Below are 21,860 nucleotides of genomic sequence, written 5' to 3' on the forward strand. Positions count from 1 at the left end.
TCAATACCTGATGTTATCTTATAATTAAATGATGCCCTTAGCTTCCGAGAACGTTGAAATTTTTATGATAATTGCAATTAAAATATTTATTAAAGCATTGATTATTTTATTATAATATAAACGGGCTCGGTGGGATTTGAACCCACGATCACCGACTTAGAAGGACGGTGCCTTATCCATGCTAGGCCACGAGCCCAGTTCGTAATGTTATATATAAATTTAAGAGTTTCGATGCTATCTGCTTGCTATTTTTATTGTGTTCACTTTTCTTTTACTGTAATAGAACATTGAATTTATTGCAATGTAGGAAAGGCCGGTTATTAAGGTGCCAATACCAAAGATTATCCAGAATATTGATGCATCCGAATAAAAGTATGACAGAACGTAAAGCCCAATAATTGATCCTGAAAGTGAGCCAAAGCTTGTTATTAAATTGTATATTCCTATGTATGTACCCCTCAAATTTGATGGTGCTATCAATGTGATTATTGTCTGTGTTGTTGGTGCAACAAAATCCTCGCCTATTGTCATTACAGACATTGATATTAAGAAGAATTCAAGGTCATGTCCAAAGGCCAGTATTATATATCCTATAAAATAAAATACAACCCCTATTGATCTGCCTATAACAGGGCTCATCCTGTTTAATATATTATATATTGGATACTGAAAAATAACAACAAGCAGGCCATTTACGGCATATATATATGCAAGATAAAGTATTGGCAATTTCTCTATATCAAATGCGAACAGTGTTAATGAAGCGCCCCTCTGTCTTAAAAACAGCATAAGAACTATGCCAATTATTGAAAATATTAAAAAGAATCTGTCATTGAAGAGATGGCTTAGCTTTTTCGCATATATTTTCTCCTTTATTGGTATGTATGTTTCCTTAACGTTGAAGTAAAGTATTATTATTTCAATAAATGTTGCTATTCCGGCAAGCAAGAATATGTATCCGAAATTGTATGTTGCAAGCACAGCACCTGCTATTGGGCCTATGGCCGCACCGGCGTTTGCAAGAACCCTGACTATGGTATAACCTGATAATCTCTGTGATTCTGATGTTATATCTGCTATTGCTGCCTCGATGGCCGGATATTGAAGTGCATTTACTATTATTGTCATTTCAAACAGTGCTATTAATATTATATATGATAAATTATAATAAACAGTTAAAAACATCAATATGTAAAGGAAACCGGCCGGTATCGGTATAAATATAAGAAAGAATCTTCTGCCTATTTTATCAGTCATTGCGCCAGAGTAATACTGAACAAGGGACATTAAAAACGTTGAAAAACCGAGTATTATGCCTGTTAAAATAAATGATAAATGGTATATAAAAACGAATATCAATGGAAGAAATATAAACGACGAAACACGACCTGTAGTTCTTATCAGCCTTGTGAGGCCTAGATACCATACCCTTTTATCCATCACTTTGCATCAACATCCCTTTTTGTGAAGATCCTTCCCTTATAGTATGATTTCAATAAATCATAGTAAACTATGCCTCCAATAGCCTGTATTATGCCGCCTATTATCAAAGGCAGGCCCAGAGAGTAATCCATTAAATAGCCAGAAAGACCTGTTGTAAGTTGCGCACTCCTGTTTGAAACTCCCTGTATGCTTGTTCCCGTGCCATAATCCTCCCTGTTTATTCCACGCACATTTATGGCACCACGCATTGGTGAGCCAATACCGGCTATTCCCATTCTTATTATATATAATGCCGATGCAATAATTAAATACGGCGTAAAGGCAAGTATAACAAAGAACGCTCCCTGAATAACATGGGCAACGGACGCTATGAATAACGAGTTCACCCTGCCGTTTATGTACCTGCCAGATACAAATGAGCCAATGGCAGTGCTTGCATATGCAACAGTGTATATATCACCGACATAAGATGGCCCTATGTGAAAGCTTAACTCAAACCAGAGTGGCAGAAGTGGCATCATTATTCCTATCGCTGCTGCATTTATTGTATTCGGCGCTATGATCTTTAATAAATATTTAAAGCTCTCCTTTTTCATCATCCTTGTTGTCTTCTTTGGTCTTCTAAATTCCTTTAGCATTGCAAGGGAAATCACAGATACAAGAACAAGTGCAAATGAAACGTAGAAGAATATGTGATAAAACTCAATTATATTCACATAGCTTTTGAATATTATATATGATCCAAGCATAAGGCCACTAAATATTGAAAAGAATGATGCAGTTGCATTCAAAAGAGACAGTCTCTGAACCCTTAAATTGTCAACATCATAGCTGCTTGCAACGTATGCCGTCATTCCAGGGGAAAAGGCTCCACGCATTCCGCCAGCACCGCCTGTTATTCCGGCTATAATTGCACCCAGGGCTATTAAATATATATTTGTTGAAACAGCCAGTATCAGCATTCCTACAAGAGGAAATAATTCTCCTATGAATAGTACCCTTGAATAACCTATACGATCACCGGCCGTTCCAAGGAAAAATGTTAAAAAGACATTGAAGATTGTTATTGGGACATATAATAGACCTATAAAGGTAACCGGATAATGAAGCGCATGAAGGTACAGCGATAATGATAAAGTAACGAATATCAGTGAAACGGATCTGGCCGCCCTTGATATTAAGAGGAATTTAAATGATCTGTCTACCTCATCGTAGGAATCGGTGAACATATATAGATATTATTTACTACTATATTATTTATTTGTTTAAAGTCTTCCTGGGTTTTATCGCAAGGTAATAGTAAACAATGATTATTGCCGCTATAAAGGCTATTATTGCAATGTATGTTAAATTATTAAAGAATCCAAGAATGGTCTCCCATCTTGATCCAAGCAGTATTCCAAGGTATATTAATATCGAATCCCAGACAAGATCCCCTGCGATAGTATATAATGAAAACTGACCCAAATCCATGTTTGCTATTCCTGCAGGTATAGATATAAATGTTCTGAAAACAGGTAAAAACCTGGTTGTGAAAACTGACAGCTTGCCATATTTTTCAAACCAGATCTTGGATTTATCTATTGTATCCCTATTCAACATTAGGTACCTTCCGTATTTTATTATAAATGGATCGCCGCCATACCTTCCTATTGCATATGCTATGAGGGCCCCTGTTAAATTGCCGACAGTGCCAACTATTAATAATATTATAATAGAAGCGTATCTATTAAAAGGATCAAGCATGCCATAGTATGCCAGGTAGCCAGAAAATGGCATGACAACCTCTGATGGAACCGGCAATAACATGCCTTCAAGGAGCATCAAAAAGAAGACTCCCGGATATCCAAGCTTTATTATTATATACTCAACGAAGTGAATAATTGCTACTATTATGTTGCCTATGCTCATTTAAAAATGAAATTTAAATTATGTATATAACCATATTTAATTATTTTACAATGATTAATAATTTTTGGCTTCGTGGTAAATTTAATATTCATGTCATCTTTATATTATCATGAACGTTGGCGTTCTTGGTCTTGGAAGGATGGGCAGTGGTATGGCATACACGCTACTAAAAAAGAACTTTAATGTTACAGGTTACGATGTAAACAAGATGGCCTACGGAAGATTTAACGGTATAAAAAACTTCAAGCCTGCGGACTCCATTGACGATCTATATAATAACGATGCAGTTATATTTTCATTGCCAACCGGTCTTGAGGTTAAGCAGGCACTTTCAAGTTATAATAATAAATCGATAATAATAGATACAACAACACTTGATATAAGGGAACTGCACGAAAATCTGGCAATAATAAACAATTCAAAAAATTATCTAACATGCAGGCTCGAACGCGGCCCAAAGGAGGCAAACGAGGGCGACCTTGCAATGTTTGTCGGCGGTGACATGGAGACATATAATAAAATAAATAATCTCTTTGATGCCCTTGGCACACACGTTTTCATAGGCACCCATGAACAGGCAACAATGATGAAGTTAATAAGCAATATGATAGGCACGGCCATAGTCGATCTTCTCGGTCAGGTCTCGGTGGTTATAGAACGGGCTGGTATAGACAAGGACACTGCCATAAGGGCATTATCCCTTGGCGGTGCAAACACCGTTGAATTGTTCAGGCTGCCGTGGCAGATCTCATCCAAATACGAGCCATCGTTCTCTCTTGAACTTGCCCAGCACGTAATAGAAATGGCAATAAACTCATCAAGGGAGCTTGGTATAGAGGAGATTCCCATGGTTCAGTTAAATAATACCATGATGAAGCTGGGCCTTAAAATGAATCTTGGTTCAAAGGATGTATCAGAAATAGCAGAGCTCTATAAGAAATTAAATAAATAATGGAAAATGTTATCTATAAAATTAATGATATATATACATGAACTTCAAGAACAATCTTGAGGATTATTTAAAGGAGATTTATAACAACATGGATGCATTCGGCAGTGCAAATGAATCAATGATAAGTAAAAGGTTAAAGGTTTCAATGCCGACAGTTTCAGAGTATCTTGATAAATTAAGGAACCGCGGTTTAATAAAGAGTATAGGCCGTGATATACTTTTAACGGACAGGGGTATGAAGCTTGCATACCCAGTTATAAAAAGACATAGAATAGCCGAGGTTATGGCATTAAAGATCTTTGAGGTGCCATGGGAGGAAACAGATTCGGAGGTAATGGATTTAGAGCACGCAATAAACGATAAGTACGTTCCATACGTTATTAAAAATCTGGGAAATCCTGATAGATGCCCCCATGGAAATCCAATAAATCCCGATCAAAAAATGAATGATAAATCCATATTTTCTGTTGAACCAGGCGTTTATACGCTCTCAAGGATAGTCTATGAGGATATATCAATATTAAAAAAGCTTGTTGAAATCAATGCATTTCCTGGCACAGAGATAAAAATAGAAAAAAACGATAAAATAAATGTTATTTGCAAGGGCTATGTATCGTTTTCAGATAAGGAGGCAATGGCAATAAGGGTTTTTTAGGATTCGAATATTGGGTTTTTCTCCTTTACAAAGGTGTTTCTTCTGAGATCTATTATTGCCTGGTTTATCTCATCCATTGTGTTCATAACTATTGGGCCGTACCATGCAACCGGCTCCTTCAAAGGCTTTCCGCTCATAAACATGAATTGACCCTGTCCATAGATCGTTATGCGATCGCCCGGTTCTGAAAGTATAATGGCATCACCCTTTTCGTATCTGTTATTTTTTATCATTATATATCCATCGAAGATGTATATTATCGTTCTATAGGATTCCACTGTTTTAAATACTATCTCATCATCGTTTAGCATTACATGCATGTATGTTACATCCTGGGTTCCGCCATCGTAGTACCCGTAGTCCTTGCCGAATCTTCCAGCTATTAACTTTATTTTGCTGTTTTCTATTTCTATTAAAGGTATGTCATTTGCCTTTAATGATCTGTAAACCGGTGTTGTCATCTTTTTGTTCCCTGGAAGGTTTACCCAGAGCTGGAAGCCGGACATCTCTGTGTATATCTTTTTATTTTCCTCAATGTACCCTGGCATCTCCTCATGAAATATGCCACTGCCAGCGGTCATCCACTGTGTATCACCTGGATAAATTGTTCCCCTGTTACCCTCGCTGTCATGATGCTCAACCTTTCCATTTAATACATATGTAACTGTTTCTATGCCCCTGTGTGGATGCCACGGAAATCCATTGATGTAATCTTCTATTCTGTTTGATCCAAAGTTGTCAAGCAGTAAAAATGGGTCTGTTAAATCCGTTATGTTTGAAAATACCCTCATCAATTTGACCCCTGCACCATCGTACGTGTACCTGCCATTTATTACCTTCTCTATAAATTTCTCCATGATTTACCCTCAATTTACTTTATAAATTTAATATATTTATGATACTTAAATACTTTATGATACTTTATATACATCTGATATATTACAGTAAACATGATCAATGAGAAAATGAAATGTCCACTGTCATCAGCAATAAAGGATATCGGCGGTGAGTGGGATATTATAATAATAAGGTTTCTCCTGGAAAAGGACATGAGATTCAACGAGCTTTTAAAATCAATAAATGGAATAAGCTCTAAAACGCTGTCAGGTGCATTGAAGAGGCTATCAAATGCAAACATAGTATCAAGGAATGTTGTATCAACGCAACCGTTCTCGGTTATATACTCACTTACAGACAAGGGAAGGGATCTTAAAAATGTTATAGAGAACCTTGAATCCTGGGAGAAAAAATGGGATTAATGCTTTTTATGATAAAACCATCTGTTTTCGTATAAATAGAAATAACCACCATTTTTTAGATATATTCTATCGCTATTCTCACCGATGTTGTGAAAGCATAGATTTGATGATTTTACGACCTTTTTTACACAGTCCATTCTGTTCCTGCATTTATTTAATTTCTTTCTTAAATTCGATATATTCTCCTTTTCCTTTTTATTCTTCTCGCTCTGCCTTGTTATATATCCGGGCTCGAACCTCTGCCTGGAGGAATGCTTTCTCTTCTTTCTGTAGATAAATCCAGTTCTTGGTGCTATTGATCTTTTTGGTACCACAGCCATTGAAAATAAATTAATTTCATGGTATTTAGTATTTTCCTATTTATTTAAATCTATTAAAATCCTGCCGTTGTTCCTTTTATTTATCATATCATCAAATGCCCTGTTAACATCATTTAAAGAGACCTTATCGAAGATTCTTGGACTTATCCTTTTTTCAGATGATAGCTGAAGCGCCTCTGAGACGTCTTTTCTTGTTGAGCTCAGGCTTCCTATAATTTTATTTCCCTTCATTATGATTAAACCTATTGGCATCTCTGCACTTGCCGGCCTCACATTTCCTATTAATACCAGTGAGCCGCCGGTCTTTAAGGACCTTAAGGATTCATTAAATGTATCCTTTCCAACGATTTCAAGTACAATGTCGGCACCGCCGTAATTTTTTACGTCTTTTGAATAACTGCCTGAAACAACGTAATCAGCACCTGCTTCATAGATGGCCTTCTTCTTCCATTCAGAAGTTGTTTCAGCTATGACCGTGGCACCATAGGTTTTTGCTATTTCAATAGCGTGCATGCCAACGCCCCCGCCGGCGCCTGTTATTAAAACTGTTTTTTTCTCTGATATATTCCCAATCCTGAGTGCATGTATTATCATGCCTGTTACGCAGGCCGCTATTACGGAGCTTTCCTCAGGAATGTTGTCAGGTACGTGGACCAATGAATTCATATTTACGTTTATATATTTCCTGTATGCGCCGTTTACGGACTCACCGAAGATCCTTTTGTTTACGCAAAGGTTTTCATTTCCGGAAAGGCAGAATTCACATTTTCCACATGGTATGTATATCAGGCTTGAAACCCTTTCATTGATATTAAATGACTCAACGTTTTTTCCCTTTTTTATAATTCTTCCTGATATCTCGTGACCTGGTATAACAGGTATATTAACCCTGGGCTGGAAGCCCTGCATTGTTAATATGTCCCTGTAGCATATTCCAGTATATCTCTGTTCTATGACAACCTCATCATCGCCTGGCTCTGGCTCCTCTATATCATCTATTTCAAGCTCTGAGTTCAGTTTTTTCAAAAATGCTGCCTTCATGGTATAATATGATGATTAATCTAATCTATTTTTCCAGGGGTAATTAATTGATATTATACTTTATTATCCTTTTGTAATCCTCAATGTATTTATTTTTAAACTGTATGGATAGATCATCTAGCATTTTAATATAATCTTCAGGTATTTTTATATTTAATGATTCAACAAGCTCATTAAGCTGTTCAACCCTGGTCACACCAATAACCGGAACAATTGGTATGTTCATGATCTCGCTCTTTTTTAATATATATGATATCGAGATCTGTGCCAGACTTGCATCAAGACTTCTTGCTATTTCGTTTATCTCATTAAGTATTTTTATATTATCATTATTTATATAAACTGATAGGTTATCGCTCCTTGACATTGGCGGCACCTCTTTTATGTACCTTCCTGATAAAAAGCCATGTGCCAGCGGCATGTATGCCATTATGCCAAGGCCATAGACCCTTGCTATATCAATCTTATCCTTTTCTATGTATCTATCTATTAAATTGTAGGGCTCCTGCATTGATATCATCTGCAAATGAACATCCCTTGAATACTTTAGAATGTAAATTATATCCTGTGGATGAAAATGGCTCTCTCCTGCATAATATATATACCCCTGATATACAAGTGATGATAGTGTATCGATAGTTTCCTCAATTGGTGTTGTTATGTCTGGCATGTGCATGTGCAGTATATCTATATAATCCGTTTTCAACCTTTTTAATGATTCGTTTACCTGCCATCTTATGTATTTTCTTGAAAGGCCCATGCCATTTGGATGATTTGCCATTCTGCCCATGATCTTTGTTGATATTACCAGGCTTTCCCTGTCATATCCTATTAATGCTCTTCCAAGGATTCTCTCGGAGTTGCCTGTGTGATAAACATCTGGATTCTGCATTACACCGTGGTAAATATTGGCTGTATCAAAGAAGTTTATTCCGGAATCAACGGCACTTTTTATTATGTTTAATGCCGCCGGTTCATCGACCTTGTTTATATTAAAGGAATCAACATCATTTGAGCTTGGAAGATGCCAGGTGCCAAGTGCTATCTCTGAAACTTTTAATCCAGAGTTGCCAAAACGTATGTATTTCATATATATTAATATAATTTAATGTTAAAATAATTATCCATAAATGTTATAAAAACAATTATTAAATATTATATCTATAATTTATTAAATTACAGGAATAAGTTTTATAAGAATATTAGTGCATTTAATTAAATTTAATATTAAATTTAATATTTAATATATAAAGTTTATTCATAATATTTATTAGGTATGGCTTAATATAAATTCATGAATGCAAATACGGAATTCCAAACTATAGACAGTGCAAAGCTTGGAAGATTCCAGTTATTGCTGACAATAACGGCCGCACTTGGCCCTTTCACGGATGCATTCAACGAGTTTGGTGCGGCAGTGTCATTAACAGAGGTAAGAACATTATTTGAATTGTCCTTGGTTGCCGCTGCACTTGCAAATGCTGCATACTGGGTCGGTGTTGCCGGTGGTGCAATCTTTGGTGGAATCCTATCTGATGCTATAGGAAGGAAGCAGCTTTTCCTGTATGATACTCTGGGCATGGCCATATTTGCAATTTTGAGCGGGTTATCCACGGGCTTTATTACATTCTTTGTTACAAGGTTAATACTCGGAATATTCATAGGACTTGACTATGCTGCAGCCCTGCCACTGGTATCTGAATACGCACCTATAAAGAGAAGGGGATCATTACTATCAATGGAGAAGATCTTCTTCATGTTTGGAACACTTGCAACAACATTGATAGGATTCTATTTAACTGCATAAGTAGGCGCTTTACTGGCCTGGAGGTATGATTTCTTCATAGCAGCTGTTCCGGTATTAATACTTTTCGGCCTAAGGTTTGATATGCCACCAAGCCTGAGATGGGCAAAGGCCAATGGAAGAAAGGATTTAATACCAAAGATAGAGAAGAAGCTGGCAAAGCATGGAATATACATAGATCCAGATAAGATAGAACTTGAGAAGAAAACAAGCATTGGTGAGCATGTAAGAGAGTTCTTCAACAGAAGAAACATTAGGGCAATAGCATACATATTCTGGATAGGTGCAGCATATGCACTTACTGTTAACCTTGTTTCAGTTTACTCGTCAGCTGTTTTAAAGGATGATTTCCATGTATCATATGCAGGCGCAACATTTGGCACATTCCTAATAGATCTGATAGGTACATTCGGCGTTGTTCTAACATTAATCCTTGCTGACCGTGTTGGAAGAAGGCTTATGGGACTTCTCGGCTTTGTTTTAAGTGCAATACCATTAATAGTGCTCTTATTCGCATATATTTACCACTTCATAAGCGTTGACCTGGTAATAGGCATGTTTGGCCTGTTCTTCTTCATAAACGTTGGTTTCATAGGGACATTACAGTACCTGCCGGCTGCAGAAATATCCACAACAAATTCAAGAGGTCTCGCGGTTGGCTGGGAAAAACTTTTTGAATTCGGACTGGCACTTCCGGCACTTGTAATTTACGCCGCAATAGGCCTTTTTAACTCTTTAATCTACGATATAGTCATGGTTATCATAGGCGGAATCATATTATATGCACTATCAATGGAAACAGGTGGGCGCTCCCTTGAGGAGAATGCAATGAATTCAATGAGTGGCCTAAAGCACACAGCAAAGAGAACCGAGCTCAAGGAGGAATAAAATCGTAAATACCATTGTCCTCATTAATTCTCTTTTTTATTTCATCGTATAATATATCTTTTAAATCTATTATTAAATCCCTATTTTTTTCACAGAATGTTTTTATTTTTACACCGTATTTATATTTATATGGTACAGCTGCAATTGAATCACCTTTAAAATCATCTGAAACAGAATTTACAGAGATTACAGGTATTCTATTCTCCAGGGACCTTGATTCAACATAGAGATGCCATTCATTGTGAAACTCGTACCTTATTAAAGAGGGATTTAATATCAATGACGCACCTTTTTTTATAAGAATCTTTGCATAGTATGGAAAATCCAGATCATAGCATATTGCTATGCCAATTTTTCCATGCATTGTTTCAAAAACATTTATTTTGTTACCTGGATTATAATAAATGGATTCTCCCATGTACAAATTTATCTTATCCTGATATCCAATTAAGGCACCATCTGATATTATATATGAACGGTTGAAAAGTTTTTCATCGATGAATGAGAATGATCCCGGGACTATTGTTTTATTCCTTGATTTTTCAATCAATATATTTATAATATTTTCAATATTTTCATTGTTTAATCTTTCTGTTATCCATTTTTCAGGCATTAATGTTATATCTGAATCAAAACAAAGATCATTGAGATATTTAACAGCATCTTTATAGTTCATCCTTTGAGCCTGGATACCTTTTATAATCATAATTTTGTATTACCTTTAAAGATATAATAATTAATTCATGCAAAGCTTTATTTATATTGTTTATGATTATGCATAATGTCTGTGAGAACGGATATTGAAAACCTTAAAAAACAGAAGGAGATCCTTGAAGACTTTATATCGAAGCTAAACGATGCCATGGAGGATGCAGTAACATCAATAAATGATAAAACAGATGATTTAGAATTAAACGACGATGATGAGCAAATATTAACAGAGGTAAGCCTTTTATCAGAGGCCGTTGAGGTTGATATGATGCATTTACTCAGGGATCTTGAGGAGCTTGTTCAGGGTATGGATGACATGGATAAAAAATTTAAGTTAAGCAAGTGAAATTATGAATTATCAGGAGGAGGAGGAAAAATTAGCGAACATGGAAAAGAGGCTCCAGGAGATGAAGGAGGATCTAAAAACAATAACGGAGATAGAGTCGATAATATCGAGAAAACTAAGAGAGAGGAAATGATAAAGCTTGCCATGATTGAATCAAGAATTGCAGCGATAAATACTGAGATGCTGGAAACATCAGAGGCAATAAAAAATGAGATCATAAGGGCATCAGGACTTATTGCAATGGCAAGGCTGAATGATATAGATATCGATAAAGAACTTGAAGAAAAGATAAAATATTATTTCGATAAATATCTTAAAAAACTTTAGAAGAAATCATCTAATGTATTATTTTTTGAGATCTTGCTTAATCTTACGCCTATCCTTCTTATGTTTCTATTATCCTCTGAGATTATTTTATTTAAAAGGTTCAATGCTATATTTATTGAATTATCCCTCTTTATTGCATTTCCTGTGTATGATCTTGATACAATGTCAAGATCCTCCATTATTGCAACAACGCTTATTTCCTGTGGTATTCCAGGTGCCTTTTCATATGCTGCATCAATGCTCTTTTTAAGATATGGAACTATCTTATCAATGTCCCTTGTGTTCTCTGGCAGTGTTAAATATCTTCCAAAGTTCTTTTTTACCCTTGGCTCAACAGGGCTAAAATATTTATTCTCATACAATTCGTAAAGATAATTTGTCTTTGATTCACCAAGTATGGATTTTATCTTATTTACATCAAAATTCTTTATATCCCTTAAATACTCGATGCCAATCTCATTTAAATTCTTAGAAAGAACCTTTCCGATTCCAGGTATATCATTTATCTTTATGTCATTTAAAAATTTCTCTGTTTCATCAGCTGATATGCATTTTATGCCATTTGGCTTTGCCATCTCTGCGGCCATCTTTGCTATTACCTTGTTTATACCTATTCCTATGCTGACCTTTATTCCGGTTTCATTTAATATCCTGTTTTTTATTTCATTTGCAATGCCAATTTTACAGTCGTTTCCATCAATATCTATATATGCCTCATCTATACTTGCTATCTCCATTTTTTCAGAGTATTCTGATATTATATCCATTATTTTATCAGAGTACTTTTGATAAAAATCCTTTCTTATCGGTAAAAAAACTGCACGGTTTTTTCCTATTTCAAGTGCCCTGTAAAGTGGCATTCCTGATTTTATGCCAAGGGCCCTGGCCTCGTAGTTTGATGTTGCAACAGCGCCGCTTCTCTCATTTCTGCCAGAATAAACGGATACAACGACAGGTTTTCCCTTTAGTGATGGATCATTTATCTCCTCAACCTGTGCAAAGAAATAATCAAAGTCTATAAGCATTATCATTAATTTTTAAATATTAATATCTATAAAATTTTTTTGCAATTACCAGTCCTTGAAATTCCATATTTAAATATCCTGATGCAGGATATTTATAGGGATATTTATAGTTTATTTTAATTGGTTAAATATTTAAATTACTATATAATGCCAATGAATATATGCGAAGAATTAGCTTTAAACTATCATCACTGCCATATTTCGAGAAATGGTTTATCATGGGACTAATCATAGGCATTATATCAGGTCTCGGTGCTACTATCTTTTATTTTTCAATAAGATTTTTCGAATACATATTTCTTGCAAGGATTGTTGGAACAAACCTTCCCAGACCGCTCGGTGAAAATGGCTCACTCATCTATCATTTTTATGCACTTAGATTCTATTTAATACCGGTCGTTTTAATTGCTGGTGCCGCAATATCAAGCTTCATTGTCCAAAGGTTTGCGCCTGAGGCCGAGGGTCATGGAACGGATAGTGCAATAAGATCTTTTCACTACAACTATGGAAAGATAAGAAGAAGAATACCTGTTGTTAAAACAATAGCCTCTGCAATAACGATAGGCTCGGGTGGCTCTGCAGGCCGTGAGGGGCCAACAGCCCAGATAGCAGCAGGCCTTGGCTCATTTATAGCAGATCTTCTTGGGCTAACACCAAGGGATAGAAGAATAGCAGTTGCTGTTGGCATAGGCTCTGGCATAGGTACAATATTTAAGGCACCAATAGGTGGTGCTGTTCTCGGAGCCGAGATATTGTACAGAAGGGATATGGAAACCGAGGTTTTATTTCCTTCAATAGTGGCTGCATCAGTAGGCTATTCAATATTTGCCTCAATTGTCGGCTTTGAGCCAATTTTTGGTTATTATCTTTTACCATTCAATCCACTGCGTTTGCCGTTCTATGCAACCCTTGGTTTAATAACAGGTCTTTTTGCAATTTTCTACGTAAGGTTTTTCTACGGCACAAGGGATTTTTTTAAAAGGTTAAATTTATCACCGTATTACAAACCGATAATAGGTGCTGCATTTACCGGAATTATTGCACTGTTTTTCCCGGAGGTTCTGAGCACAGGATATGGCTGGGTTCAGCTCCTTGAATACGGCAGGTTCAATGAATTTGTTTATTATGGCATGCCGCTGGTAATATTTTTGGTTTTCCTTCCATTTATGAAGGTATTTGCAACATCATTTACTGTAGCCAGCGGTGGCTCAGGCGGTGTCTTTGCGCCTGGCATATTCATAGGTGCATCACTTGGTGCGCTTCTTGGTTATCTAGTTCATCTTGGCTTTCCATACATAGCACCAAACATTGCACCATTTGTTATCATTGGAATGCTTTCTTTTTTTGGTGCTGCCGGAAAGGTGCCGCTTTCTGTTATTTTAATGGTCGTTGAAATGACCGGTAGCCTTCAATTACTCCCTGGTGCCATGCTTGCAGTTGCAATATCATATATTGTTTCAGGTACAAAATACAGCATATATGAATCACAGGTACTTACAAGAAGGGATTCACCTGCAAACATGGGTGAATTCTCATCCCCACTGCTTAAAAATATAATTATTAAGGATCTAAACATAGAAAAGATATACGTTGAACCATACGATGAAATATATTCCGCAAGGGAACTAATGAACTATTATGAACTTTACTCGCTGCCTGTTGTCCAGAACCAGAAATTTTTGGGAACGGTCTATGTAACAGATCTTGAAAATGCAAGGTACGGCCCGGTTAACGATTACTATGTACCGGCAACATCATTTATAAGGCCTGAAAGCAATGCCGAGGCAGCATGGGAGCTTATGATGAAGAACAGAACAACCTGGTGTCCCGTTGTCAAGGATGGTAATTTTATAGGCATAGTAAGATTAAAAACAATTCTTGATGTTTACAAAAAATACCTTGAGGAAAACCCGGAGATTAATAAAGATTATTAAGTATAATTTAAATTATCTTTCATGAAGGTTACTGCAGGCAAGCTCTTTATAATATTCTTCGTACTTGAAATAGCCATCTATCTTGGTGTTTCCTCAATACCTTATAACAATCCCGGACTTTACAATGCATTCAAGCTTGAGCAGAGCTCAATTGTTTCCCAGCCATTTATAACGATGTGGCTTTCTATTTTTCCACACAATCTATTAATAGCAACAATAGAATTTATAGTTCCTGTTATCGGTGTAATATTCTTTGTTTATTCAATAACAGAGACATCACTGGTTCTTGCAGCCGAGGGTACCGTGCATTACCATGTATCAGGACTATTCCTGGCGATATCATTATTTTTATTACCTGATACCTGGCTCGAGATACCAAGCTATGCAATAGCATCTGCCATGAATATTTATATAATATATTATCTAATAACGCTAAGAAAAAGGAATTACAGCACAAAAAGGCTATTCACAAGGTTAATAGAGATGTACCTTTTTATTGTGCTGGAGCTTGCCATTGCAGGTGCAGTTGAAACATGGACGATAACCATGGAGCTGGCAAACTACCCATTGAACTATATACTGGAGCGTGTCTGGCCTGTTTCAATACCGGCATTCTTACTTTTAATATTCCTGTTCAGATACATAAACAGGGAAGACAGGAAGAACAACATCCGGGATATGGATTATTCAAATGAATACTAAAAATAATTTTTATTTATAATTAAAAGCGCGAGGAGTGGGATTCGAACCCACGCTCTCATTACGAGAAACAGCTTAGCAGGCTGCCGCCGTACCCCTGGGCCATCCTCGCATTATGAGCTGTACCTCTCCTGGAGATCATTTGCTATCTGTTCAAGCACCTCCTCGAAGCTCTCGTTTTCCATGTTTACAACATCACCGTTTGGTAGTGTGATCCTGACGTAGTATATATCACCGTCTTTTGAGATCTCCACCTCTGCCAGCTTATCTCCCATGTTTAGTGTAATTATTTTTAATATATTATCTTTTTCTATATGAAATTCTTATTATTTCTAATATTATTAAAAATTTATATTATAATTCATCGATCATCTTCATGTATGTATTATTTATATTTATGTTAAGCGCCTCAAGATTTTCATCAAGGTAATTTTCATTTGTTACTCCAAGTATTGGTATTATATTTATAGATGCCTCCTCAGACCTTTTTAATATCCAGGCTATTGCAAGCTGTGCCATGGTAACATCAAGTTTTCTTGCTATTTCACTGAGCCTTATGACCATTTCAGAGGTTTCATCTATCCTTCTTGATAAATCCTTGTAATAGCTTATCCTACCAGTACTCGATTTCATGTACTTTCCTGATAATATTCCCTGTTCCAATGGTTCATATGCAAGTATTCCAAGCCCCATTGACCTTGCAACATCGAATTTTGACTCCTCTATTGATCTGTTCAATATATTGTAAGGCTCCTGCATTGTTATAAATTTTTCATAATTATTTTTCTCCGCTATGTTCATAAAATCAGTTACATCTGATGCAGAGACATTGCTTGATCCTATGTATCTAACAAGATCAAGATCAACAAGATGACTCAATGTTTTCATTGTTTCATTATGTGGCGTATTATTATCGCTCCAGTGTATCTGGTATAAATCAATATAATCGGTTTTTAACCTTTTTAATGATTCTCTTATCTGCCACATTATATGCTTCCTTGATAAACCCTCACCGTTTGGAAACCCTGCCATGGGGCCCCTGACCTTTGTGGCTATTACAAGGCTTTCGCGCTCATATTCCTTTATAATGTTGCCAAGTATTCTTTCCGAGTTTCCGGTGCATTTTATGCAGTCCTCGTTATGCTCCACCCTTCCATGGTATATATTTGATGTATCAAAGAAGTTTATACCATTATCATATGCCTTTTTGAATATCCTTGAAAATGCAGCCTCATCAACATTTTCTATGCCGTTGTTAAATGATCCATTTCCTGGCAGATGCCATGTACCTATACATAACCTTGATACAATAGTTCCTGAATTACCAAGTCTTGTATAATCCATAATGTTAATTATTTTAATAATATATAAGATTATTTTATTTCCGCATCAACAAGATTTATTATAATGTCCTCGTACTTTTCTGCTATCTTTCCACTGGAATTCAAAAACTCCCTGCTTAATATAGATGGCCTTGGAATTATAACCTTTGTTTTTTTGTCCCTCTGGGCAAGTATTACCTTGCATGGTATAAAGGCGCCTATGTCGTAGTTATCATCAAGCAGCTCCCTGGCGGCGGGAGGGTAGCACACATCCATTATATAGTAAGGCTCCATTGTAATATTATACTGCTTCTTCATCATCTCTGATATATCAATATAGGAAACAACCACCCAGTTCTCATCCTTTAATTTTTTATATATCCTTGAGAAAAGCTGATCTGCCCCTGAATCAACAACCTTTTCATATGCGTACATGTTTTGTTATACTATTTAATTAAATAAATTTTTAGTATTATTTTATTCTTCAACCATGTATTCTATCTTTTTACCATCCTTTATGTATTTATATAACGATGAACCTGTATCGCTGTTTATTTTTATTCTAACCATGCCCTTTGCTGATGTCCTTGCGCGCATTATCATTATACCATCAACGTATAATCTAACAGGCTTGTTTTTTATTCCAACGTCTATGTACAGTGTTTTATTTTTTATTTCTATAATTGCCTCCTGCTTTTCGTTTAAATCTTCCTTTAATGGTTCAACGTCAAGCTTTATGTTAAGCTGCTTTTCCAGATTTGATATGTTCTCTCCCTTTTTGCCTATAAGCCTTGGTATCTTTGTTTCAGGAACGCTTACAGTTGCCCTGGTGTCATCATCTATTCTAACAAGAACCTTATCTGTATTTAAAAATCTTTTAACCTCATCCTCTATTTTACGTGACGCAAGATCATATATTGCATTTCCTGATATCTCCTGGGCAACAGGAACAACAACGATCTCATTTCCAAAGGAATATATCTCGCTAACAGGTTTGTTTGACAGGAAATCCTTTACTATTATAACCGGTCTGGCAAGATCCTCCTGCTTCATACCTGCCGGTATCTTAACAGTGTACTCTGTTGTCAAAACCTGTGATATGCCACCATTTTCTATATAAATTACGGTGTCAACAATCTGTGGTATAAGGCCAAGCTCAACACGGCCTATAAACCTCTGTATTGCATCAAGGGCCTTTGTTGCATGAACAACACCAATCATACCAACGCCTGCGAGTCTAAGATCCGAATAAACCTTAAAGTCGCTGGTTACACGCATCTCATCGAATACCGTGTAATCCTCCCTTACAAGAAGCAATATGTCTCCGGTTTTTTCCATGTCACCCTCCAGGCTTGTGTACTGCGTGATTTTATTTGATACCTGCAGATCCCTTGGCTTTTCCATGGTCTTTACAATTTTTCCCTTTCCAGCGTAGAACTCTGCCAGTGCAGTTACAAAGGTGCTCTTTCCGGCACCAGGGGCACCAGAAACGAGTATTCCGGAGGCTTTATTTTCAAGTCTTTCTATTAATCTCTTATCAAGATTGTAATCATCTATGTCCAGCTTTTTTATTGGCCTGACGGCTGTTATTTCCAGGCTGTCAGAGAAGGGCGGTCTGGTTATTACGATTCTTATATTTTTTAGCTGTATGACCGTGGCACCATACATGTCCATTTCAATAAATGATTCATCCTCAAGCTTTCCGCGCTTTACAATATTGCTTGCTATGTTCTCAAGCTCATCATAGCTTACTATTTCATCGAGCTCCTCCAGGACGTTCCTGCCGGGGTAACCGTTCTTTACCACAGGTTTCATGTTTGCCTTTAAATGAACAGACGTTGTATTTTCACCAAAGAATTCCTCAATGTTTCTTGTGTTCTTTTCAATGGCGTTTAGATACTCAACCTTTATGCCCTTTATCATTGCTATGTCTCTCTGTATGTTATCTCCTGTAACAAGCACTGCATCGTTTTCCAGTGCTATGTTTCTTATAATATTGTCGATCTCACCGCTCTTGGCCCTGCGTATCTGCCAGTCCTGGGGCCTGTTTCCATAGATATCTATGTATATTATTCCATCATCTGCAAGCTTTCTGAGATTTTTTAATTCCTCAAGGGCCGCGAATCCAATGGATCTCCCCTCATTTGCCTGGTGCTCTACCTCGGCAAGCATGGCCTCTGCGAGTATTACCCTTGAACCGGCCTTGTCCGATATAAACGATGTGAATCTTCCATCAACTATTACAGAGGTATCAGGTACGTATTCCACGTTTATGCATTGTATATTATTATTTAAATAATTTCAAAGAAATTGTTTTATTTAATTTTATATTATTGCAAGAATACCAAAAATTATAACAAATGCTATTGAAAAAAAGTATGCAATTGCATTTGCCTTGGATAATTTAAGATTACCCATGATCTCTTTGTTTATGCCTATAATACCAAGTATTATGCCGGGGCCTATCAATACAAAGACAAAGACAACAAGCAGGTAAAGCACGATATTTATTAAAAACGATGGTGGCAGAATCATTCCAGCCATCACCGCCGGAAGGCTTTCAATAATATATACCTTGAATGTGTGCTTTTTATCAATGCCAAGTGATTCAACAATGCCCCAGGCGCTGCCCAGCGATATTACTATTAATGCTATGAAGCCGGCAGATATTAAACCGATTCCAAAAAGGTATGGTGAGAAAGGCCCGGCAACATTATCAAGGGCGCCTGAAAGCTCAACCGCCGATGCAAAGCTTCCATTGTATTTTATCCCGGAGAAGACCATTTCCACAATGACCATTAATAGCTCTGAAACAACGGCGCCCAGAAAGGTCTCCCTCCTCATGGATTTTAATGCCACATTCTTTATATTTGCCATGGAGAATGCATTTCTTACGAATTTATATTTATCCGCGGTTGCCGATGCCTGGAAAAACAGCATGAAGGGCATTATAACGGCCCCAACGTTGACCGCAAGCATGAATATATATGAATATGAAAACTTTATGTAAACCGGGTTTGAATCTATAAAACCCCTAAGGAAAAGGTCAATAATGAATGCAAGTATCAGGACAAATGATACAGGTATAAGTATCCTTTCGGTTCTTGCATACTTCCTCTTTGATACAACAAATAAATGTATTATATAAACAGCGGGCAGGGATACTATAATTGGAATGCCGATTAAATTCAAACCTATGGCTATGCCTATGTACTCTATTGCGTAAGTAACAACATCCGAAATGGCCATCGGAAAGGACATTAATACAGATGTTCTTTTAGAATAATTCTCTCTTATAACATCACCAAAGCCCTTTGATGTTGCTATGCCTATACGCCCTGAGAGCTCCTGTATAATGTAAAGCGGTATAATTAAAAGAAGAATAAACCATATTAAATTGTATTTAAAAGTCACTCCGGTTTCTGCCGCGCCAAGTGTGCTGCTGGCATCCATATCTGCCATCATTACAAGCCACGCCGGGCCCCCAAACTTTAAATAAAATTTGATTTTATTGAATCTGTTAAAATTTTCAGCCAAGCAGCATCACTAAATCATAATTAGGTATACCTAAATAAATCTTTGGTAAAAACCATTTAAAATAATAATCCATTATTAAACATTGAAAATTGCAATGCCTGTAAAATAACAAATATTTATATAAAATATAATCATAAGGCTTTAAATTGCTTTATGGCAGGTGATAAATATTAAGAGCACGGATAACTGTACATCATGTGGTATAGGGCTTGTCGAGCCAGGATATTCAATATTTGACTGCCCAAACTGTGGCGAGGCTGTTATTGGTAGATGCAAGCAGTGCCGCGAGCACTCAACAGATTATGTCTGCCCGAAATGTGGCTTTAAGGGGCCGTGATATCATGGGAGATGTTCTTGTTGTTTTCAGGGTTCTTCCAGAGGATGTCGATAACGATCTTTCTAAGCTTGAATCCAAAATAAGGGAGAAATTAAACGGTGTCTGCAAGATAAACGATATAAAAACAGAGGAAATCGGCTTTGGGCTAAAGGCGCTAAATGTCCAGGCAATAATGCCCGACGAGGAGGGCAGGGCAGACAGGGTCGAGTCCATACTTGCAGGCATAGAGGGCGTAAGCCAGGTGGATACAAAAGACATATCATTAATATGATCCTTATTATAATATATATTATATTTTTAATACTGATCTCTGCAGGTTTTTTGTACATAGAGTTCCATCCTGTTAAAAATTGTAATAGATATGGTGATTACAATAAAAGCTGCCTTGTAATTGTTCCATGCCGTGGAATTGATTACTCCCTTGAAGAGAATCTAAGATCAATAACAGACCAGAATTATAAGAATTATAATGTTCTATGTGTTGTTGATGATGATAAGGACCAATCATTAAATATTATAAAAAGGCTTAATATAGACTATATTAAAAGCGATTACCATTGCAAAAACTGCAGCGGCAAGGTTAGGGCCATTGCAACAGCACTTTCAAAATATGTGTATGATTCATACGTTATAGCAGACTCAGACATAACAGTAAATAAAGACTGGCTTGAAAACCTTTTAAGACCATTGTCATCCGAAGACATTGGCATATCAACAACCTTTCCATACTTCATGCCTGTTGCCGGCTTTTGGTCAAGGGTAAAGGAGCTCTGGGGCTTTGTTGGCCAGGGATTGATGGAGTCTGACCTGACAAGGTTTGGCTGGGGAGGCTCCCTTGCATTTAAAAGGGATCTTATAGATAATAAGATAGATTTTTTCAGCGAGCATGTTTCAGATGATACTGTATTAACAAAGATGTGTAAATCTCAAAACAAGAAGATAGCATATGTAAAATCTGCAATGCCGGTCGTTAATTCACCAGAGCACTTCAATGAATTCTATGAGTGGGCAAACAGGCAAACGGCCCTTTCAATATCAGCATCAAGAAAGGTTTTATATTACGGCCTTTTGTTCTTCTTTTCATACATGTTTTTATTCTTCTCTGGAATTATTATGGGCATCTTTTATTCTCCCTTATTCTTTTTATTTTTAATACCATGCATTGTTTATATTTCAAAAAGTATACTGAGGTTAAAAAAGTTTAGACCAATTTATATAATTATAGGTATTATGATTCCTTTTATATACACATCGAATTTAATAAAGGCAAGCAGGATGAAAAACATAATGTGGCGCGGCCGTATCTATAATATTGATGATAAAAGTTTATTATAATAAAAACGATTAAT

General features: G+C 36.5%; 25 protein-coding genes, 2 tRNA genes and 1 pseudogene. 12 read left to right on the forward strand and 16 right to left on the reverse strand.

The annotated features are described in order from the left end of the window. Positions 1-121: 121 nt before the first annotated feature. From B8780_RS06325 to B8780_RS06340, 4 genes are all read right to left on the reverse strand, one after another. Positions 122-196 (reverse strand) — tRNA-Arg (locus B8780_RS06325). 38 nt (positions 197-234) lie between these two features. Beyond that, positions 235-1,440, reverse strand: a complete 1,206-nt coding sequence (locus B8780_RS06330; protein ID WP_084273048.1) for an MFS transporter — start codon at positions 1,438-1,440, stop codon at positions 235-237. Next, positions 1,440-2,672 (reverse strand): MFS transporter, encoded by a 1,233-nt coding sequence (locus B8780_RS06335; protein WP_084273049.1) that lies wholly within the window; start codon positions 2,670-2,672, stop codon positions 1,440-1,442. The genes B8780_RS06330 and B8780_RS06335 overlap by 1 nt, the downstream gene beginning before the upstream one ends. Before the next feature lie 28 nt (positions 2,673-2,700). Beyond that, positions 2,701-3,354, reverse strand: coding sequence for a DedA family protein (locus B8780_RS06340; RefSeq protein WP_084273050.1), 654 nt, complete (start codon positions 3,352-3,354; stop codon positions 2,701-2,703). A gap of 109 nt (positions 3,355-3,463) precedes the next feature. Here B8780_RS06340 and B8780_RS06345 point away from each other — a divergent pair, with 109 nt between their 5' ends. Both B8780_RS06345 and B8780_RS06350 read left to right on the forward strand, forming a co-directional pair. After that, positions 3,464-4,306 (forward strand): NAD(P)-dependent oxidoreductase, encoded by an 843-nt coding sequence (locus B8780_RS06345; RefSeq protein WP_084273051.1) that lies wholly within the window; start codon positions 3,464-3,466, stop codon positions 4,304-4,306. A gap of 37 nt (positions 4,307-4,343) precedes the next feature. Beyond that, positions 4,344-4,961, forward strand: a complete 618-nt coding sequence (locus tag B8780_RS06350; protein ID WP_084273052.1) for a metal-dependent transcriptional regulator — start codon at positions 4,344-4,346, stop codon at positions 4,959-4,961. On the opposite strand, the gene B8780_RS06355 is transcribed toward B8780_RS06350, so the two are convergent. Then, positions 4,958-5,818, reverse strand: a complete 861-nt coding sequence (locus tag B8780_RS06355; protein ID WP_084273053.1) for a pirin family protein — start codon at positions 5,816-5,818, stop codon at positions 4,958-4,960. The two genes, B8780_RS06350 and B8780_RS06355, sit on opposite strands and share 4 nt — an antisense overlap. A 93-nt stretch (positions 5,819-5,911) precedes the next feature. On the opposite strand from B8780_RS06355, the gene B8780_RS06360 reads away from it, so the two are divergent. Beyond that, on the forward strand, positions 5,912-6,220 hold the full coding sequence (locus tag B8780_RS06360; RefSeq protein ID WP_084273054.1) for a winged helix-turn-helix transcriptional regulator: 309 nt from the start codon (positions 5,912-5,914) through the stop codon (positions 6,218-6,220). Here B8780_RS06360 and B8780_RS06365 read toward each other — a convergent pair. From B8780_RS06365 to B8780_RS06375, 3 genes are read right to left on the reverse strand one after another with little or no spacing between them, the layout of a single operon-like run. Continuing rightward, positions 6,217-6,540: a hypothetical protein gene (locus tag B8780_RS06365; RefSeq protein WP_048059499.1), complete on the reverse strand. Its 324-nt coding sequence runs from the start codon at positions 6,538-6,540 to the stop codon at positions 6,217-6,219. The two genes, B8780_RS06360 and B8780_RS06365, sit on opposite strands and share 4 nt — an antisense overlap. Positions 6,541-6,576: 36 nt before the next feature. Continuing rightward, the gene (locus B8780_RS06370) at positions 6,577-7,581 is read right to left on the reverse strand and encodes an alcohol dehydrogenase catalytic domain-containing protein (RefSeq protein WP_084273055.1); all 1,005 of its coding nucleotides are present in this window, start codon (positions 7,579-7,581) and stop codon (positions 6,577-6,579) included. 43 nt (positions 7,582-7,624) lie between these two features. After that, positions 7,625-8,671 (reverse strand): aldo/keto reductase, encoded by a 1,047-nt coding sequence (locus B8780_RS06375; RefSeq protein ID WP_084273056.1) that lies wholly within the window; start codon positions 8,669-8,671, stop codon positions 7,625-7,627. 204 nt (positions 8,672-8,875) lie between these two features. On the opposite strand from B8780_RS06375, the pseudogene B8780_RS06380 reads away from it, so the two are divergent. Then, positions 8,876-10,273: pseudogene (locus tag B8780_RS06380) on the forward strand (MFS transporter). On the opposite strand, the gene B8780_RS06385 reads toward B8780_RS06380, so the two are convergent. Continuing rightward, positions 10,260-10,979: a carbon-nitrogen hydrolase family protein gene (locus B8780_RS06385; RefSeq protein ID WP_011177955.1), complete on the reverse strand. Its 720-nt coding sequence runs from the start codon at positions 10,977-10,979 to the stop codon at positions 10,260-10,262. The pseudogene B8780_RS06380 and the gene B8780_RS06385 sit on opposite strands and share 14 nt — an antisense overlap. Positions 10,980-11,054: 75 nt before the next feature. Here B8780_RS06385 and B8780_RS06390 point away from each other — a divergent pair, with 75 nt between their 5' ends. The 3 genes from B8780_RS06390 to B8780_RS06395 are packed head-to-tail and all read left to right on the forward strand — an operon-like array spanning position 11,055 to position 11,657. Then, entirely contained in the window at positions 11,055-11,330 is a 276-nt protein-coding gene (locus tag B8780_RS06390; protein WP_084273057.1) for a hypothetical protein, read from the forward strand. Between the two features lie 4 nt (positions 11,331-11,334). Beyond that, positions 11,335-11,463, forward strand: coding sequence for a hypothetical protein (locus B8780_RS08360; protein WP_269087913.1), 129 nt, complete (start codon positions 11,335-11,337; stop codon positions 11,461-11,463). Beyond that, positions 11,460-11,657, forward strand: a complete 198-nt coding sequence (locus tag B8780_RS06395) for a hypothetical protein (RefSeq protein WP_084273058.1) — start codon at positions 11,460-11,462, stop codon at positions 11,655-11,657. The genes B8780_RS08360 and B8780_RS06395 overlap by 4 nt, the downstream gene beginning before the upstream one ends. On the opposite strand, the gene B8780_RS06400 is transcribed toward B8780_RS06395, so the two are convergent. Next, entirely contained in the window at positions 11,654-12,688 is a 1,035-nt protein-coding gene (locus B8780_RS06400) for a Y-family DNA polymerase (RefSeq protein ID WP_084273059.1), read from the reverse strand. The genes B8780_RS06395 and B8780_RS06400 overlap by 4 nt on opposite strands. A gap of 155 nt (positions 12,689-12,843) precedes the next feature. Here B8780_RS06400 and B8780_RS06405 point away from each other — a divergent pair, with 155 nt between their 5' ends. Next, entirely contained in the window at positions 12,844-14,616 is a 1,773-nt protein-coding gene (locus B8780_RS06405; RefSeq protein ID WP_084273060.1) for a chloride channel protein, read from the forward strand. 21 nt (positions 14,617-14,637) lie between these two features. Beyond that, positions 14,638-15,318: a stage II sporulation protein M gene (locus B8780_RS06410; protein ID WP_084273061.1), complete on the forward strand. Its 681-nt coding sequence runs from the start codon at positions 14,638-14,640 to the stop codon at positions 15,316-15,318. Positions 15,319-15,344: 26 nt separating this feature from the next. Here the strand turns inward: B8780_RS06410 and B8780_RS06415 are convergent. The 6 genes from B8780_RS06415 to B8780_RS06435 all read right to left on the reverse strand — a co-directional run bounded on the left by B8780_RS06415 (position 15,345) and on the right by B8780_RS06435 (position 20,102). Continuing rightward, a tRNA-Ser gene (locus tag B8780_RS06415) sits at positions 15,345-15,427 on the reverse strand. A 1-nt stretch (position 15,428) separates the two neighbouring features. After that, positions 15,429-15,590, reverse strand: a complete 162-nt coding sequence (locus B8780_RS08240) for a hypothetical protein (RefSeq protein ID WP_011177959.1) — start codon at positions 15,588-15,590, stop codon at positions 15,429-15,431. 79 nt (positions 15,591-15,669) lie between these two features. After that, positions 15,670-16,659, reverse strand: coding sequence for an aldo/keto reductase (locus B8780_RS06420; protein ID WP_084273062.1), 990 nt, complete (start codon positions 16,657-16,659; stop codon positions 15,670-15,672). A gap of 29 nt (positions 16,660-16,688) precedes the next feature. Further along, positions 16,689-17,072, reverse strand: a complete 384-nt coding sequence (locus B8780_RS06425; RefSeq protein WP_084273063.1) for a DUF302 domain-containing protein — start codon at positions 17,070-17,072, stop codon at positions 16,689-16,691. Positions 17,073-17,114: 42 nt separating this feature from the next. Further along, positions 17,115-18,905, reverse strand: a complete 1,791-nt coding sequence (locus tag B8780_RS06430) for a PINc/VapC family ATPase (RefSeq protein WP_084273064.1) — start codon at positions 18,903-18,905, stop codon at positions 17,115-17,117. Positions 18,906-18,962: 57 nt separating this feature from the next. Then, positions 18,963-20,102 (reverse strand): NRAMP family divalent metal transporter, encoded by a 1,140-nt coding sequence (locus B8780_RS06435; protein ID WP_236719400.1) that lies wholly within the window; start codon positions 20,100-20,102, stop codon positions 18,963-18,965. 232 nt (positions 20,103-20,334) lie between these two features. Between B8780_RS06435 and B8780_RS06440 the strand changes: the two genes are divergently transcribed. Genes B8780_RS06440 through B8780_RS06450 form a run of 3 tightly spaced genes read left to right on the forward strand, consistent with a single transcriptional unit; the run spans position 20,335 to position 21,846 of the window. Beyond that, the gene (locus tag B8780_RS06440) at positions 20,335-20,511 is read left to right on the forward strand and encodes a zinc finger domain-containing protein (RefSeq protein ID WP_011177964.1); all 177 of its coding nucleotides are present in this window, start codon (positions 20,335-20,337) and stop codon (positions 20,509-20,511) included. Positions 20,512-20,515: 4 nt separating this feature from the next. Continuing rightward, entirely contained in the window at positions 20,516-20,782 is a 267-nt protein-coding gene (locus B8780_RS06445) for an elongation factor 1-beta (RefSeq protein WP_201788789.1), read from the forward strand. 50 nt (positions 20,783-20,832) lie between these two features. Further along, positions 20,833-21,846 carry a glycosyltransferase family 2 protein gene (locus B8780_RS06450; protein WP_236719401.1) on the forward strand — a complete coding sequence of 338 codons (1,014 nt, stop codon included), beginning with the start codon at positions 20,833-20,835 and terminating at the stop codon, positions 21,844-21,846. Positions 21,847-21,860: the final 14 nt, after the last annotated feature.

This window comes from Picrophilus oshimae DSM 9789, from assembly GCF_900176435.1.
GTDB classification, from domain to species: Archaea; Thermoplasmatota; Thermoplasmata; order Thermoplasmatales; family Thermoplasmataceae; genus Picrophilus; species Picrophilus oshimae.

Excerpts from the sequence above, each read along its gene's own strand:
- B8780_RS06330 (WP_084273048.1), bottom strand. The coding sequence starts at position 1,440 with ATGGATAAAAGGGTATGGTATCTAGGCCTCACAAGGCTGATAAGAACT.
- B8780_RS06335 (WP_084273049.1), bottom strand. The coding sequence starts at position 2,672 with ATGTTCACCGATTCCTACGATGAGGTAGACAGATCATTTAAATTCCTC.
- B8780_RS06340 (WP_084273050.1), bottom strand. The coding sequence starts at position 3,354 with ATGAGCATAGGCAACATAATAGTAGCAATTATTCACTTCGTTGAGTAT.
- B8780_RS06345 (WP_084273051.1), top strand. The coding sequence starts at position 3,464 with ATGAACGTTGGCGTTCTTGGTCTTGGAAGGATGGGCAGTGGTATGGCA.
- B8780_RS06350 (WP_084273052.1), top strand. The coding sequence starts at position 4,344 with ATGAACTTCAAGAACAATCTTGAGGATTATTTAAAGGAGATTTATAAC.
- B8780_RS06355 (WP_084273053.1), bottom strand. The coding sequence starts at position 5,818 with ATGGAGAAATTTATAGAGAAGGTAATAAATGGCAGGTACACGTACGAT.
- B8780_RS06360 (WP_084273054.1), top strand. The coding sequence starts at position 5,912 with ATGATCAATGAGAAAATGAAATGTCCACTGTCATCAGCAATAAAGGAT.
- B8780_RS06365 (WP_048059499.1), bottom strand. The coding sequence starts at position 6,540 with ATGGCTGTGGTACCAAAAAGATCAATAGCACCAAGAACTGGATTTATC.
- B8780_RS06370 (WP_084273055.1), bottom strand. The coding sequence starts at position 7,581 with ATGAAGGCAGCATTTTTGAAAAAACTGAACTCAGAGCTTGAAATAGAT.
- B8780_RS06375 (WP_084273056.1), bottom strand. The coding sequence starts at position 8,671 with ATGAAATACATACGTTTTGGCAACTCTGGATTAAAAGTTTCAGAGATA.
- B8780_RS06385 (WP_011177955.1), bottom strand. The coding sequence starts at position 10,979 with ATGATTATAAAAGGTATCCAGGCTCAAAGGATGAACTATAAAGATGCT.
- B8780_RS06390 (WP_084273057.1), top strand. The coding sequence starts at position 11,055 with ATGTCTGTGAGAACGGATATTGAAAACCTTAAAAAACAGAAGGAGATC.
- B8780_RS08360 (WP_269087913.1), top strand. The coding sequence starts at position 11,335 with ATGAATTATCAGGAGGAGGAGGAAAAATTAGCGAACATGGAAAAGAGG.
- B8780_RS06395 (WP_084273058.1), top strand. The coding sequence starts at position 11,460 with ATGATAAAGCTTGCCATGATTGAATCAAGAATTGCAGCGATAAATACT.
- B8780_RS06400 (WP_084273059.1), bottom strand. The coding sequence starts at position 12,688 with ATGATAATGCTTATAGACTTTGATTATTTCTTTGCACAGGTTGAGGAG.
- B8780_RS06405 (WP_084273060.1), top strand. The coding sequence starts at position 12,844 with ATGCGAAGAATTAGCTTTAAACTATCATCACTGCCATATTTCGAGAAA.
- B8780_RS06410 (WP_084273061.1), top strand. The coding sequence starts at position 14,638 with ATGAAGGTTACTGCAGGCAAGCTCTTTATAATATTCTTCGTACTTGAA.
- B8780_RS08240 (WP_011177959.1), bottom strand. The coding sequence starts at position 15,590 with ATGGGAGATAAGCTGGCAGAGGTGGAGATCTCAAAAGACGGTGATATA.
- B8780_RS06420 (WP_084273062.1), bottom strand. The coding sequence starts at position 16,659 with ATGGATTATACAAGACTTGGTAATTCAGGAACTATTGTATCAAGGTTA.
- B8780_RS06425 (WP_084273063.1), bottom strand. The coding sequence starts at position 17,072 with ATGTACGCATATGAAAAGGTTGTTGATTCAGGGGCAGATCAGCTTTTC.
- B8780_RS06435 (WP_236719400.1), bottom strand. The coding sequence starts at position 20,102 with ATGATGGCAGATATGGATGCCAGCAGCACACTTGGCGCGGCAGAAACC.
- B8780_RS06445 (WP_201788789.1), top strand. The coding sequence starts at position 20,516 with ATGGGAGATGTTCTTGTTGTTTTCAGGGTTCTTCCAGAGGATGTCGAT.